Below are 14,714 nucleotides of genomic sequence, written 5' to 3'. Positions count from 1 at the left end.
GCTTAATTGCCCCCCAGAAGTCCTCGCAGAACGTCGATCAAGATATTTTCAGCAGTTGCCTCAAACCCATCGCTGTTTTGGGATGAAGGCTGCTGCGGGATGGTGCGATTAAGCTCTGAACCGCGGGGCGGGTTGCTCCATGGTGCGCCACCTGATGGCTGCATCGGCAAGGGAACAGCCGGCAGATCTTCAAGAATACGGCGCATGGTCTCATGCCAGATCTCGGCGGGTAGGCCGCTACCCGTCACGCCACTAAGTGGTGTGTTGTCATCGTACCCCATCCAAACGCCAGCCACGTAATCACCGGAAAACCCGATGAACCACGCGTCGCGCGCGGCTTGCGTGGTGCCCGTTTTGCCCGCAATTTCCCGGCCTTCGATGCGTGCGCGGCGTCCGGTGCCTGCTTCGACTGTTTGATACATCATCCACGTGAGTTGCTGTGCGGCTTCACGGCTGATCACGCGGTCCTCAATACCGCCAGTTTGCGTCATCAGCGGTGTGTCGTCACCCAAAACGCGCAACTCGATCAGGCCGTAGGGTGTCACTGACGAGCCGCCATTTAGAATACCCGCATAGGCGCCGGTCATTTCAATAAGCGTGCTTTCAGACGCACCAAGCGCCAGCGCCGGACCCGCAGCAAGATCGCTCTGAATACCAAAGCCCTGCGCAATTTCGCGGACACGTTCACGGCCCAAGCCTTCGGAAATGCGCACGGCAGGAATGTTGAGGGAATCCTTAAAGGCTTCGGTTAGGGTAACTTGGCCTTTGAATTCTTTGGCGTAGTTCTTGGGGCACCATTCGCCCGACCCGGGGATGTCGATGCACAGGGGCTCATCCAAAACGACGTCTTCAGGGGTGTATCCGCGATCAAGTGCCGTTGCGTAGACGAACGGCTTAAAGGTTGACCCAGCTTGGCGCTTTGCTTGGGTGGCGCGGTTGAATGCGCCTGTGCCGTTTGTGGCGCGTCCACCCACCATCGCACGTACCGCGCCGTCTGCAGACATAACGACTATGGCTGCTTGCGCCTTTGAGCCTTCGCGGACCTTTTCCTCGAATATATATTGCAGCGCTTCTTCTGCGGCGGTCTGCATCCGTTGATCAAGCGTGGTACGTATGATGACGTCTTCCGTGGTAGAGCGCGTGAAGAATTCAGGCCCGCTATCCATGACCCAATCTGCAAAATATCCCCCCGATTTGCGCTTGGCCGCCTGTGAAAGTTCTGCCGGTGTTGCGCGCGCCAGCGAGGCCTCGATTGGGGTGAGGTACTTTTGCTGTTCCATTAAACCAATCACAAGGTTCGCGCGATCTTGGCTGCGTTGCAGGTTGTTCGTGGGCGCAAGTGTTGAGGGGGCCTTTAGGAGTCCTGCCAACATGGCTGCTTCGGCTGGGTTCACCATTGCGGCGGACTTGCTGAAATAGCGCTGTGCGGCGGCTTCAAACCCGCGGCTACCTGCACCCAGATAGGCGCGGTTCAAATAGACCGTCAGAATATCATCCTTGGTGTATTTGATCTCCATGCCAAGGGCGAAGACCGCTTCTTTAACTTTGCGCCAAAGCGTGGTGCGGCGGCAATCTGCTTCGTAGGCGGTCTCGGATTTCCATTTATTAGGATCAAAAGGCACGCCAAGGCACAACAGTTTAGCGGTTTGCTGCGTAATCGTTGAGCCGCCGTTACCAGACAGTGGACCACGCCCTTCGCGTAAGTTGATCCGCACAGCGGACGCGATTCCGCGTGGTGATACACCGACATGACGATAGAACCGCTTGTCCTCTGTGGCGACGACGGCGTTTTTGAGGTGTGCTGATACTGTGGTGGCCGTAACCATGCCGCCGAACTGATCCCCGCGCCACGCAAAGGTTCTGCCGTCACGATCTGACATGGTCACAGAACCGCGGGCGCGTCCGTCAACAAGCTGCTCCATATCGGGTAGTGTTGCAGCGTAATAACTGGCGCTCCCTACGATCAGTAAGGTGATCACTGCCCCGGTGCGCCAGATAAAAGACCAGATTGTCCATAGCGCCCATTTAATCAGACGCTTAAGCCAGCCAAAAAGGCCAGCCTGTTTTTTGGGAGCGGCTTTAGGTTTTGCTTTGCGCTTTACAGCTTTCTTGGCCGCAGGTTTTGCGGGCTTCGAATAGCGTTTGTCCGCCACAAGAGGCTTGCGGGGTTTATTTGAGGGTGCCATCTGCTCTGCCCGTTTTGACGGTGTTTTCCCAATTGTATCGGGTTTTATCGGTCTTGTTTAGCTGGTGATTCTTATTTTCAGCTTTTCTAATCGCCTATTTTTTAGACAATTGCGCCTAAATGTTCAAAATTTAGGCAGTAAGTCACGCTGCGGCGCAGCAGATATCCGCCGATCTCTTGTTTGAAGGGGGCGCTAGGTGTCCGCTCAGGTCATCCAAAGAGCGCTGTCTTAGCGGTCTGAGTAGAAGATCAACAAGGGGATGCACGTGAAACTGATTATTGCAGCAATCAAACCGTTCAAGCTTGAGGAGGTCCGCGAGGCGCTGACATCCATTGGCGTGCGCGGAATGATGGTGACAGAAATTAAAGGGTTCGGATCGCAATCTGGCCACACGGAAATCTATCGTGGCGCGGAATACGCAGTGAACTTTGTACCGAAGGTAAAGCTGGAGATCGCGGTCGCGGCATCCATGGTCGATCAGGTTGTTGAAACCATCGCGACCACAGCGAAGACCGACAAAATCGGTGATGGCAAAATCTTCGTTCTGGATCTGGACAGCGCGCTGCGCGTCCGTACCGGCGAAACTAACGATGACGCGCTTTAAGGCGCCAACTAAGGGACATATGGACCGATGAAATTTATGAAATCACTCCCCCTTGCTGCAGCCGCGATTGCGCTGCCGAGCATGGGTTTTGCACAGGACGCTGCGCCGGGCTTTGACGAAATCGGCCCCTACATCATGACAACGCTGCTGTTTTTGGTTGGCGGCTTTTTGGTTTTCTGGATGGCCGCTGGCTTTGCGATGCTGGAAGCGGGTTTGGTGCGTTCGAAAAACGTTACCACGCAGCTTACCAAAAACATCGCTCTGTTTTCACTTGCAGGCATCATGTATTGGGCCGTTGGCTTTAACCTGATGTACCCAGGTGAATGGATCATCGAAGGTTGGCTTGGTGGCTTTAGCCCCACATCGCTTGAGCCAGTTGGCCTAGGCGCTGCTGATGCATCATTGGATTACGCATCTGTTGCCTCTGACTTCTTCTTCCAACTGATGTTCTGTGCGACAACTGCTTCTATCGTTTCAGGCACATTGGCCGAGCGCGTAAAACTGTGGCCTTTCTTGATCTTTGTTGTTGTCCTGACCGGCTTCATCTATCCGATCGAAGCAAGCTGGCAGTGGGGCGGCGGCTGGTTGTCCGAGATGGGTTTCTCTGACTTTGCTGGCTCAACTTTGGTGCACGCAGCTGGTGGTTTCGCCGCACTCGCAGGTGCCTTGGTTCTTGGTGCGCGGATTGGGAAATACAAAGACGGCCGTGTTGTGCCAATGCCAGGTTCTAACCTTGCGCTTGCCACTTTGGGTACATTTATCCTGTGGTTGGGTTGGTTCGGCTTTAACGGTGGCTCACAGCTTGCTGCGGGTACAGTTGGCGACATCACTGACGTTGGTCGTATCTTTGCAAACACAAACATGGCAGCGTCTGCCGGTGCGGTTGCAGCCCTGTTGCTGACACAAGCTCTCTACAAAAAGCCTGACCTGACAATGGTTCTAAACGGTGCGCTTGCTGGTCTGGTGTCTATCACTGCTGGTCCGCTTGACCCAACATTGTTCGGTGCACTTTGGATTGGTGCTGTTGGTGGTGTGATCGTTGTGGTTGCTGTTCCAATGCTCGACAAACTGAAGATTGACGATGTCGTTGGTGCCATTCCGGTCCACTTGATCGCAGGTTTCTGGGGCACAATGGTTGTGCCGGTTTACACAGCTGACACGTCATTCGTGACACAGTTCATCGGCTTTGCAGCAATCGGTATCTTCGTCTTCGTCGTAAGCTTGATTGCCTTCACATTGATGAAGGGTGTGATCGGCATCCGTGTCAGCGAAGAAGCAGAAATCAACGGCTTGGACGTGACCGAGTTGGGAATGGAAGCATACCCTGAGTTCTCGAAAGGCTAACACCTTCCCGTTGGTATTTTCGAAAAACTTGCCCCCCGCAGCAATGTGGGGGGCCTTTTCTATTTATACGCCTGCTTCAACCAACGCGCGTGCCAGAACAGGGACGGTTGACGCGCTTAGTCCGGCAATGTTCACGCGGCTGTCGCCAACCATGTAAATGCCGTGATCTTGGCGCAGCTTTTCGACTTGCTCTGGGGTGGCACCAATACGGCTGAACATCCCGCGGTGCGTTGCGATGAAATCAAACCGGTCCGAGTTAGTCAGACGTTTCATCTCATCAGCTAACTGTTGCCGTAGGCCCAGCATATTGAGGCGGACTTCTTCAAGCTCACTCGCCCATTCTGCGCGCAGCGTTTCGTCCTGCAAAATCATCGTCACCAGCCGTGCGCCATGATCCGGTGGAAAACTAAAGTTCTGACGGTTCAAAAACGCAAGCGTGTCTTGAGCCGTTTTTTTCACTGCGGCGTCTTGGCTGATGGCCATCAGCACACCTGTCCGCTCGCGGTAGATGCCAAAATTCTTTGAACAGCTTGCAGCAATCAGGGTTTGCGGCATCTGTTGAACCACTGTGCGGGTCGCTGCGGCGTCTTCTTCAAGCCCGTCACCAAAGCCCTGATATGCGATATCGATAAACGGGATCAGCCCATGATCTTGCATCAAATCAATAACGCGCTGCCATTCAGGAGCAGTCAGGTTCGCACCGGTCGGGTTGTGGCAGCACCCATGCAGCAGAACAACGTCACCGGCTTTTGCACCTGTTAAATCGGCAAGCATGCCCTCAATGTCTGTTCCGCGTGTTTGCGCATCAAAGTAGCGGTACTCTTTGGTGGGTATGCCAAGGTAGCTAAGAATAGAGGGGTGGTTTGGCCACGTGGGGTTTGAAATCCAGACCGTCGCATCGGGGTTCGCATGGCGGATTAACTCAAAGCCCTGACGGATGGCGCCCGTACCACCGGGGGTGGCGGCGGCCGCTACCTGATCAAGGTTTGTGCCATCTCCCAAAACCAAACGGGCCATAGCCGCGCTGAACTCTGGATCACCGGCAAGCCCAACGTATGTTTTGGTGTCTTGCTCCTCCCAAAGGCGGTGCTCGGCTGATTTAATGGCCCGCATGATGGGTGTGTGTCCCGTGGCGTCCTTATAAACCCCTACACCAAGATCAATTTTGGTGTCGCGTGGATCAGCGCGGTATGCCGCCATGAGTGCGAGGATTTTATCACCCGCTTGGGGTTGGAGGTTCTCAAGCATCTGCCGGTCCTGTTGCAATTGGAAGATCGCCGTACATGCCCCACTCTGACCAGCTGCCATCATAAACTGCGGCATCGGTTTTGCCGATTTGGTAGAGAGCAAGCGCAAGGACGCAGGCAGTTACGCCGGAGCCACACGTGGTGATAATCGGCTTGGACAAATCTGCGCCAGCGGCGTCAAAAATCGCCTGAAGATCAGCTTTGGGTTTCATTGTTTTATCATCGTTCAGAAGGGTCGAGAACGGCACATTTTGCGAATTGGGAATGTGGCCTGCACGCATGCCTTCACGGGGTTCTGGGGCTGTGCCCTCAAACCGCGGTGCGGGACGCGCATCGATGATTGTGTGATCTTCCAGCTTGGCGGCACGGGCAACTTGGGTGACGTCCTTAATGAGGTGGTCTTGGCGTTTCACGATCATGTGGCGGTCACGAATTGTCGCGGGCTTGGCGTCAACGGGGCGACCCTCTGCTTGCCATTTAGGCAGCCCGCCATCCAATACAGCGACGTTTTCAAAACCCATCAGGCGGAATGTCCACCAAACACGCGCCGCGCTAAACAGGCCCGCACCATCATAGACCACCACCTGATGCCCGTCGCCTACGCCAATCGCGCGCATGCGGGACATAAATTTCTCAACTGGTGGTACGGTGTGCGGCAGTGCCGAACGAAGATCAGCGACTTCATCAATATCAAAGAATCGTGCCCCTTTGATATGTGCTGCGTCAAATTCAGACCGTGGGTCACGACCCGCGTCAGGCAGATACCAAGATGCATCCAGAATGCGCAGATCAGGGTCCTTGATGTGCTCGGCGAGCCAATCAGTGGACACGAGTGATTTTATATCATTTTCCATGAGGTCAGCTTTCCAGATGTTGCGGGGCACAGGTAGTCTGCGCAGCGACATAACGCAAGAATGCGCCAAGTAAACTGTAAATTCTCAAACGGTAAGTTACTGGCTGCCTTGCTTCAAAAGGCGTTGTTTCTGACGCCCCCAATCGCGCTTGGCAGAGGTATCACGCTTGTCGTGGTTCTTCTTACCTTTGGCGAGGCCGATCTTCATTTTGACCAGCCCTTTGTGATTGAAATAAACAACCAGCGGCACAATCGTCATGCCCTTACGGCTTACATCTTGCCACAACCGAGCAATTTCTTTGCGCGACGCCAGAAGCTTGCGACGGCGACGCTCAATGTGGCCCCAAGTTTTTGCTTGGGCATAAAGGCTGATGTAGGAGTTCACGATCCACATCTCGCCGTCTTCGACAGTCACATAGCTTTCGGCAATGTTGGCCGACCCCGTACGAAGGGATTTCACCTCGGACCCCATCAACATCATGCCAACTTCAAGATCGCTCTCGATAGCATAATCAAATCGCGCGCGGCGGTTCTCGGCGATAACTTTATAATTGGGGTCTGTCTTTGGTTTGGCCATGGGGCAGACCTAAGCGCAGCAATGCCGCTTGGCAAGGTTCGTCATGGCGCGGGGCCTCATTCATCATCAAGTAAAATACGGGCTGCGTTGCCTTGGGCATCATCAAATTGGTCAGACTTCACGGCCCATAAAAAAGCAGCAAGGCCGAGCCCACCCAAGATTAGGGAAATCGGAATGAGGACAACTAATACGTTCATTTGACGGACCTCATGCGTTGCGAATTGAGCAAAACTGTAATGGAGGAAACTGACATTGCCAGCGCCGCCGCAAGGGGGGTCGCCGCTCCTGCAAGGGCGATGGGGATTGCGATCATGTTGTAGGCCGCCGCAATTGCGAAGTTCTGTTTGGATAGGTCTTGGGTCGCCTTGGCAACGCGCAAAACCATGGGCAGCGCGGTGAAGTTGTCTTTCAAAATGACCACATCAGATGCGCTGCGCGATGCCTCAAGCGCCAAGGCCGGCGCGATTGATGCATGTGCTGACGCCAATGCGGCGGTGTCATTCAGCCCGTCACCCACCATGAGAACACGTTTACCCTCCGCCTCCAGCGCGCTGATCCGCTCAAGCTTATCAGTGGGACGCGCGTTTGCAGTGATCTTCAGTCCGATCCGTTTGGCAAAGCTTTGTGCAGGCTCGGTCGCGTCGCCGGTGACAACTTCTGCAGGTAAGCACAATTCCGATAGGGCCTCACGCACACCGGTGCGAAGGGTTTCGGGTGCTTCAAACTGAATTGGGCTTGCATCACCGATGCGCATGCCCAACCCCGCAAATGACGCACCAAGCCATTGACCCCGTCCAAGTTGAACCTCCTGACCAAGATACCGCCCCTGAACACCTTGGCCGACAACTTCTGTGATATCCTCCAACGGGGCGGGCGATTGCGTTTGCAATTGCTCAACCAATGCACGCGACATTGGGTGGTGCGAGACTTGTGCCAACCCAAGCGCGACCGCGCGCTCTGTCTTTGTAAGATTTTCTGGCACGTGGACGGCAGGTTTCGTCAAAGTCCCTGTTTTGTCGAACACAACGTAATTCACCTCGGCCAGTCGTTCGAGGGCAGTGGCGTGTTTGACCAGAAAGCCCGCGTTGAAGAGCCTGCTGATGGCGGCAGTTGTGACTGCTGGAACTGCTAAACCAAGGGCGCAGGGGCAGGTAATGATCAGCACCGCAATCGCGATATTGAGGGCATGACGTACGTCGCCGCCGATTACCCACCATGCTAAAAACGCGACCAATGCCAACAAATGAACGGCCGGTGCATAGATCGCGGCTGCACGGTCGGCCAGCGCGGTATAGCCGTTGCGCCCGCTCTCTGCCAATTCCACCAGTTCTGCCATCCGGCGCAGAGTTGTGTCTTCACCAACGGCAGTTGCGCGAATTTGCAGCGGTCCTGCAAGGTTCACTTCACCTGCTTGAATCTCTGATCCTTGGTTCAAGTGCACGGCCGCACTTTCGCCTGTCAGAAACGACCGATCCATCAATGCAGCTTCGCTCAACAGAACGCCGTCTACTGGGACGCGGGTGCCTGCGGGGACAGCGATAATGTCATCAACGGCCACTTCTGACAGTTGGACCGTCTGCGCAACACCGTTCCGAATACGGTCAGCCGTATGGCTTTCAAGCGCAGTCAGTTCTTTGGCCGCAGAACGTGCTGCAGAGCGGGTCTGATGGTCAAGATAACGACCAATTAGCAAAAAGAAGGTCAGTGACACAGCTGCATCAAAGTAGGCGTGTTCCCCACCATTCAAGGTTTCAAACAGCGACATTCCAGCAGCCAATATGATGGCCAGAGAGATTGGCACATCCATGTTCAAACCACCTTTACGCAAGGCACTCAGAGCATTTTGAAAGAACGGTTGGGCGGAATAGGCGACGGTTGGCAGGGCGATCGCAGCCGAGATCAGGTGGAAGAAATCGCGCGTTGCGTCAGAAGCACCTGACCAGACAGCCACGGACAAGAGCATCACGTTCATCATGGCAAAGCCCGCGACGGCCATACGGATTAACAGGTTGCGGCCTGCTTTATCCGTTGTGTTTGCAAGTGTCGCAGCATCCAGAGGATATATCTCAAACCCGAGCGATTTTACGGCGGATATGATGGCGTCTGATTGTACCGGACCAGTTACTGTAAGGCGCTTTAGAGACAGATTTACACGAACTGACTGCACGCCGTTTTGGCTGACTAGTCCGCGTTCAATCTTTCCGATACAGGCGGTACAGTGAATTGTTGGCAACGAAAATTGCATCGCATCAGGTGCATTGCTTGCCGCAAATTCTGCGGGACCCGTTGCGCCGATGCAGGCAGGGCAGGCGGCTGTCATTTCGGGGTCTCTACGATGATGCGTTGTTGAAATAGGGTGCCGTCTTCTGCGCGGGCCTTCAGGCGCAAGTTCCAGTTGCCCGCACCCGCCACCACTTTGGCGCGAAAGGACGTGCCGTCGTGTACGAACTGTGGCGTTTGATCTGCGGCAACAGATGTGGCGCAGCCAAAGATGGCTTGTTCAATACGCGGTGCAATGGGATTGCCGTCTTGCACAATGGTCAAGATTAACTCGTCGTTTTGTACTTTGGCGGCGACAGACCAGCCCAAAGAAAGTTGCGCTGCCCTGTCTTGGTTGAAGGACTGACTGGCAACGTAAGAGTTTTTCACCTCAAGACCTGGGAAGGTGCGCACTGCGTTGAACGCCAGCGTCAGGTTGACGGAGATGATAATCCCGAAGGCCGTGGCGAAAACGGCAAAGACGTGCCAGCCCTTGATCGTGAAAGCCGTGGCTGTGTTTGGGCGTACTTGGGTCATTGTGAAACCTTTCCGTTAAACGTGGTGTCGCGGTAGGCGCGTTCGGTGCTTGAGATGTCCTCTACCCAGATGCGGACGGGCGTGTTTGCAACACGTGCGGCAGGGTCTGTGGCGCGCGCAGTCAGGTAGACACGTTTGAGCTGTGTGGCATTGGCGGGCACATCAAAAGTTAGGCGACCATTAGTTCCGTCAACGTCAATGCGTAGAATTTCATCGCTCGAAAGGCTTAGGTGAAACTGGCGTGGCTCACCTAATTTGTTGCGCAGGCGCACTTCGTAAACGTTGCGGATAGCCCCATCAGACTGAACGATGAATGTCGGATTACGCACGGGGCTGACGGTTAATTCAATGTCTGTGCGCACGAACAAAGCGTACACAAGACCCACACCAATCAGAGACCAAAGCGCCGTATAGAGTATGGTTCTGGGGCGAAATACGTGCTTCCAAATTGCTTTGGGCGGCTTGCCAGCGCGCTCTGCTGTTTCATCTGATAGAGCCAGATAATCAATTAATCCGCGCGGCTTTCCGATTTTGTCCATGATGTCATCACAAGCATCAATACACAGCCCGCAGGTGATGCATTCCATTTGTTGGCCGTCGCGAATATCAATTCCCATGGGACAAACATTGACGCAGGCCATGCAATCAATGCAGTCTCCGGCGCCTTCGACGCGCTGTTTGCCGCGCGGCTCACCACGCCAATCGCGGTAGCCGATTGTTAGGGTATCGGGGTCCATCATTGCGGCTTGAATGCGCGGCCAAGGGCACATGTAGATGCAGACTTGCTCGCGCATGAAACCGCCAAAAACAAACGTTGTGGCAGTCAGAACTGCGATCGTCCCATAAGCAACTGGATGTGCTGAAAGCGTTGCCAGCTGGTTCAGCAGGGTCGGCGCATCGGCAAAATAGAACACCCACGCGCCACCTGTTGCCACTGCGATCAGAAGCCAAACAATCCACTTGGTGATCCGCAGACGCCATTTTTTCAGTGTCCACTTGGCATTATAGAGCCTAACGCGGGCATTTCTGTCGCCCTCAATCCAGCGCTCGACTAGAATGAACAGGTCAGTCCACACGGTCTGTGGGCAGGTATAGCCGCACCACACGCGACCAAGCGCCGAGGTGAACAAAAACAGCCCCAGACCGGCCATGATGAGCAGCCCTGCCACAAAGTAAAACTCGTGTGACCAAATTTCGATCCAAAAGAAGTAAAACCGCCGGTGTGCCATGTCGATAAGCACTGCTTGGTCCGGTAGGCTTGGCCCGCGGTCCCAGCGTATCCACGGCGTCAGGTAGTAAATCCCCAAGGTGACGGCCATGATCCACCACTTAAGGTTTCGGAATTTGCCTGACACGCGCCGGGGAAAAACTGGTTCTTGGGCGGCATAAAGGGGAGGGTTTTCTGACATGTGTTTGTTCCTGTTCGCAGGATGAACATAGACGCTGAAGGGGTGCGCTGACCTTGATCTGGGTCAAACATATGCAAAATTGTGAGGGTAAAGGATGTGCCCCGAAGCGGCAGCGTTTTGCGAACAGGGCCGCTTCGAGGTGTGAAAGAGGCCATCGGGAGGAGGCCTCTTTCTATCCGTCTTATTCGCCGCCGCCGAGGGCGTGGACATAGACAGAAACTGCGCGCACATCGGCCTCAGACAGACGTTGCCCCCATGCGGGCATTTGACCGAAACGTGCGTTGCGAACCGAGTGTTCAAGGGCGCTACGATCACCGCCGTAAAGCCAAATTGCATCAGCCAGATTTGGTGCGCCAATGTCGCGATTACCTAGTGCGGCGTCTCCGTGGCAAGCCGAGCAGTTCTCTTCAAAGATTGCTGCTCCCTGATCTGTAATGCTTGCATCGTGATCAGGGGATGAGAGGCTGATCACATGCTCAACGACTGCTGCAATTTCGGCGTCCTCGAGGATTTCATCAAAGGCGGGCATCTCAGACCAGCGCGCATCGTCATCCGTTTCGTTTCGAATGCCGTGGGCAACTGTTGCCGCGATGTTTGTGATGTCGCCGCCCCAGAGCCAGTCATCATCAAGAAGGTTCGGATAGCCAACTGCGCCCGCAGCACCCGAGCCGTGACACTGGCTACAATTGGCGCGGAAGACAGCGCCACCCCGAGACACTGCATAGCGGTGCAGGTCATCACTTGGGGGCAAGGTCTCTAGATCAGCCGCAACAAGTTGAGCCACAAGGTCTTCGTTCTTGGCCTCATGCTCAGCGATTTGTGTGGCGACTTCGCCGCGCGTTGAGTAGCCAAGCATGCCTTCGGTCGCACCGCTGATCATGGGCCACGCGGGATAGGCGATGGTATATGCAATGCCCCAGATAATAGTGGCATAAAGGGTCCAGAGCCACCAACGCGGTAGCGGGTTGTTCAGTTCTGAAATGCCGTCCCAGCTGTGACCCGTTGTCTCAACGCCGGTCGCATCATCTACTTTTTTATCAGACATCGAATTGTCCTTTCGCGTTCAAAGCAGCGGCGTTGCATTTGCACGTTTCACATGTCCCAGAGCAGGTTTTGGCGCTGTCATCGTTGCGAAACGGGATCATGCTTGCCTCTGTGCGGGCGCTGCGTTGGCTTGGCAAAAATGCCCAGATGCCTGTTCCGATAAAGAAAACAAACATGGCCAAAAGAACCCAGCTGTCAGCAATTTGGCGGAGCAGTGAATAGGTATCCATTGTGGACCTCCTTTGATTAGCGGCTTGCGTCGGGGGTGAATGTTGAGAAGTCGACCATGGTGCCCAAGACTTGGAGATATGCGATGAGGGCATCCATTTCGGTCAACTCTGGCTGGCCATCAAAGTTCGACACCACGACACCGGGATAGCGATCTTCTAGGCCGTCATAGTCACTGTCGGGGTCAGCTTGATTGCGCAGATCAACAACTGCCGCCTCAATTTGCTGATCCGAGTAGGGAACCCCCACAAACTGGTGGGTTCGTAAGGTTGCCTCGGTCTGGTTTGTTTGAAGATCAGCCGACGCCAAGAAGGCGTATTTCGGCATGATGCTCTCGGGAACAACTGATTGCGGGTCTTTGAGGTGATCCACATGCCAAGCATCTGAGTATCTACCACCAACGCGTGCCAGATCAGGACCGGTGCGTTTTGACCCCCACTGAAACGGGTGATCGTATTGCGATTCGGCCGCCAGTGAATAATGCCCATAGCGTTCGACTTCATCGCGCATCGGACGGATCATTTGGCTGTGGCAGGTATAGCACCCCTCGCGGATATAGATGTCCCGACCCGCCAGCTCGAGCGGCGTATAGGGGCGCACGCCTTCTACATCCTCAATTGTGTTTTCGAGCCAAAAGAGCGGTGCAATCTCGACCATGCCACCGACAGTCACCACCAAAAGAGATGCTGTCAAAAGCAGGGTTGGAGAACGCTCGAGGATTGCGTGTTTATCAAGAAAAGCCATTGAACGACCTCCTTATTCTGCGGGTGAAAGATTGAGTGCGCCGGGGACATTGGCCACCGCGGGTTTCGCCCCGCGGATGGTCATCCACATGTTCCAGACCATGACCAATGCGCCAGCCAGGAACAGAACCCCGCCCAAACCACGGACCACATACATCGGGAACTTCGCGCTTACGGTGTCTGCAAAGGAATTCACGAGGAACCCTTGGTCATCGACCTCGCGCCACATCAGGCCTTCCATGATGCCAGTGACCCACATTGACGCGGCATAAAGAACGATACCCAACGTGGCCAACCAGAAGTGCCAGCTGATCGCGCTGACGGAATACATCTGCTGACGGCCCCAAAGTTTTGGAGTGAGGAAGTAGATGCAGGCAAAAGTGATCATGCCGTTCCAGCCAAGTGCGCCAGAATGAACGTGGCCGATTGTCCAGTCTGTGTAATGTGAGAGCGAGTTCACGGCGCGGATCGACATCATTGGCCCTTCGAAGGTGGACATGCCGTAAAAGCCCAGTGACAGCACAAACATACGCAGAATTGGATCAGTACGAAGTTTGTCCCACGCCCCTTGAAGCGTCATCAGACCATTAATCATGCCGCCCCATGAGGGCATCCAAAGGATGATCGAGAACACCATGCCCAAGGTCGATGCCCAGTCTGGCAACGCGGTGTAGTGCAGGTGGTGCGGGCCTGCCCAGATGTACAAAAAGATCAGCGCCCAGAAGTGAATGATAGAAAGCTTATAGCTGTAAACCGGCCGGCCTGCTTGCTTGGGAACGAAGTAGTACATCATGCCCAAGAAGCCCGCTGTCAGGAAGAAGCCAACGGCATTGTGGCCGTACCACCACTGGGTCATCGCGTCTTGTACGCCCGAAAAGACTTGGACGGACTTCGATCCCCAGATGCTGATAGGAATGGACAGGTTGTTGACCACGTGAAGCATTGCCACAGTGATTATAAAGCTTAGGAAAAACCAGTTGGCCACATAGATGTGCTTCTCGCGGCGTTTGAAAATTGTTCCAAGGAACACGGCCAGATACGTCAGCCAAACGATGGTCAACCAAAGGTCTACATACCATTCGGGCTCGGCGTATTCTTTACTTTGTGTACCACCCAAAAGGTAGCCGGTTGCGGCCATCACGATGAACAACTGATAGCCCCAAAAGACAAACCACGCGGTGTTGCCACCCCAAAGCCGTGTGCCCGATGTCCGCTGCACGACATACAACGACGTGGCGATCAGGGCGTTGCCGCCAAAGGCGAAAATTACGGCAGATGTGTGCAATGGGCGCAGACGGCCAAAGTTTGTGAACGGCTGGCCCCAGTCAAAGTTTAGGGCAGGGAACGCAAGCTGGAAGGCGATAAACGTGCCGACCAAAAAGCCAGCAATGCCCCAAAACGCCGTGGCAATGACGCCCGCACGGATGACCCCGTCAAAATATGCGCCTTCCGGTGCAATTTTCTGTGGCTCGTCTGATGTGCGTAGCACCCAAACAAGCATTCCAAAAGCCACCACCATGATGATCACGGCATGCAGCTTATACGCCAGATCATAGCCGTTACTTGCCGCAACAGCGGCAATGAATGTGATGAGGCCCAAGATTATGATTTTGAAGTAATCCATGAAACGCCCTCGTAATTCCAAAGCACCTTTGTGATGCCTTTGTTCGCGAGGTCGTTTTA

Annotated in this window: 14 protein-coding genes; 2 read left to right on the top strand and 12 right to left on the bottom strand. The window is 54.6% G+C overall.

Annotated features, from left to right (window positions below; all coding sequences use genetic code 11):
* Positions 1-2 precede the first annotated feature (2 nt).
* Entirely contained in the window at positions 3-2,186 is a 2,184-nt protein-coding gene (locus NIG5292_RS05020) for a transglycosylase domain-containing protein (protein ID WP_048598415.1), read from the bottom strand.
* A gap of 265 nt (positions 2,187-2,451) precedes the next feature.
* Between NIG5292_RS05020 and NIG5292_RS05015 the strand changes: the two genes are divergently transcribed.
* On the top strand, positions 2,452-2,790 hold the full coding sequence (locus tag NIG5292_RS05015) for a P-II family nitrogen regulator (protein WP_048598770.1): 339 nt from the start codon (positions 2,452-2,454) through the stop codon (positions 2,788-2,790).
* Positions 2,791-2,817: 27 nt separating this feature from the next.
* Positions 2,818-4,134 (top strand): ammonium transporter AmtB, encoded by a 1,317-nt coding sequence (gene amt / locus NIG5292_RS05010; protein ID WP_177193405.1) that lies wholly within the window; start codon positions 2,818-2,820, stop codon positions 4,132-4,134.
* A gap of 63 nt (positions 4,135-4,197) precedes the next feature.
* Here the strand turns inward: amt and NIG5292_RS05005 are convergent, their stop codons facing one another.
* The 11 genes from NIG5292_RS05005 to ccoN all read right to left on the bottom strand — a co-directional run bounded on the left by NIG5292_RS05005 (position 4,198) and on the right by ccoN (position 14,655).
* Positions 4,198-5,382, bottom strand: a complete 1,185-nt coding sequence (locus NIG5292_RS05005; protein WP_048598414.1) for an amino acid aminotransferase — start codon at positions 5,380-5,382, stop codon at positions 4,198-4,200.
* Positions 5,375-6,235, bottom strand: coding sequence for a 3-mercaptopyruvate sulfurtransferase (sseA, locus tag NIG5292_RS05000; RefSeq protein ID WP_048598768.1), 861 nt, complete (start codon positions 6,233-6,235; stop codon positions 5,375-5,377). The genes NIG5292_RS05005 and sseA overlap by 8 nt, the downstream gene beginning before the upstream one ends.
* A 96-nt stretch (positions 6,236-6,331) precedes the next feature.
* The gene (gene smpB / locus NIG5292_RS04995) at positions 6,332-6,811 is read right to left on the bottom strand and encodes an SsrA-binding protein SmpB (protein WP_048598413.1); all 480 of its coding nucleotides are present in this window, start codon (positions 6,809-6,811) and stop codon (positions 6,332-6,334) included.
* Between the two features lie 56 nt (positions 6,812-6,867).
* Positions 6,868-7,008, bottom strand: a complete 141-nt coding sequence (gene ccoS / locus NIG5292_RS04990; protein WP_048598412.1) for a cbb3-type cytochrome oxidase assembly protein CcoS — start codon at positions 7,006-7,008, stop codon at positions 6,868-6,870.
* The gene (locus NIG5292_RS04985; RefSeq protein ID WP_048598411.1) at positions 7,005-9,131 is read right to left on the bottom strand and encodes a heavy metal translocating P-type ATPase; all 2,127 of its coding nucleotides are present in this window, start codon (positions 9,129-9,131) and stop codon (positions 7,005-7,007) included. Before NIG5292_RS04985 ends, ccoS begins: the two co-directional genes overlap by 4 nt.
* Complete coding sequence (locus NIG5292_RS04980; protein ID WP_048598410.1) at positions 9,128-9,607, bottom strand: FixH family protein; 480 nt, start codon at positions 9,605-9,607, stop codon at positions 9,128-9,130. Before NIG5292_RS04980 ends, NIG5292_RS04985 begins: the two co-directional genes overlap by 4 nt.
* Positions 9,604-11,016, bottom strand: coding sequence for a cytochrome c oxidase accessory protein CcoG (gene ccoG / locus NIG5292_RS04975; RefSeq protein ID WP_048598409.1), 1,413 nt, complete (start codon positions 11,014-11,016; stop codon positions 9,604-9,606). Before ccoG ends, NIG5292_RS04980 begins: the two co-directional genes overlap by 4 nt.
* Positions 11,017-11,197: 181 nt before the next feature.
* Positions 11,198-12,061: a cytochrome-c oxidase, cbb3-type subunit III gene (gene ccoP, locus NIG5292_RS04970; protein ID WP_048598408.1), complete on the bottom strand. Its 864-nt coding sequence runs from the start codon at positions 12,059-12,061 to the stop codon at positions 11,198-11,200.
* The gene (locus tag NIG5292_RS04965) at positions 12,054-12,290 is read right to left on the bottom strand and encodes a CcoQ/FixQ family Cbb3-type cytochrome c oxidase assembly chaperone (RefSeq protein WP_048598407.1); all 237 of its coding nucleotides are present in this window, start codon (positions 12,288-12,290) and stop codon (positions 12,054-12,056) included. Before NIG5292_RS04965 ends, ccoP begins: the two co-directional genes overlap by 8 nt.
* A 16-nt stretch (positions 12,291-12,306) precedes the next feature.
* Positions 12,307-13,032 (bottom strand): cytochrome-c oxidase, cbb3-type subunit II, encoded by a 726-nt coding sequence (ccoO, locus tag NIG5292_RS04960; RefSeq protein WP_048598406.1) that lies wholly within the window; start codon positions 13,030-13,032, stop codon positions 12,307-12,309.
* Between the two features lie 12 nt (positions 13,033-13,044).
* Positions 13,045-14,655, bottom strand: a complete 1,611-nt coding sequence (ccoN, locus tag NIG5292_RS04955; RefSeq protein ID WP_048598405.1) for a cytochrome-c oxidase, cbb3-type subunit I — start codon at positions 14,653-14,655, stop codon at positions 13,045-13,047.
* Positions 14,656-14,714 lie beyond the last annotated feature (59 nt).

It is taken from the genome of Nereida ignava (assembly GCF_001049735.1).
Lineage (GTDB): Bacteria > Pseudomonadota > Alphaproteobacteria > Rhodobacterales > Rhodobacteraceae > Nereida > Nereida ignava.
Note: the sequence above shows the minus strand (reverse complement) of the source record. Positions and strands in the feature narration are given on the sequence as shown.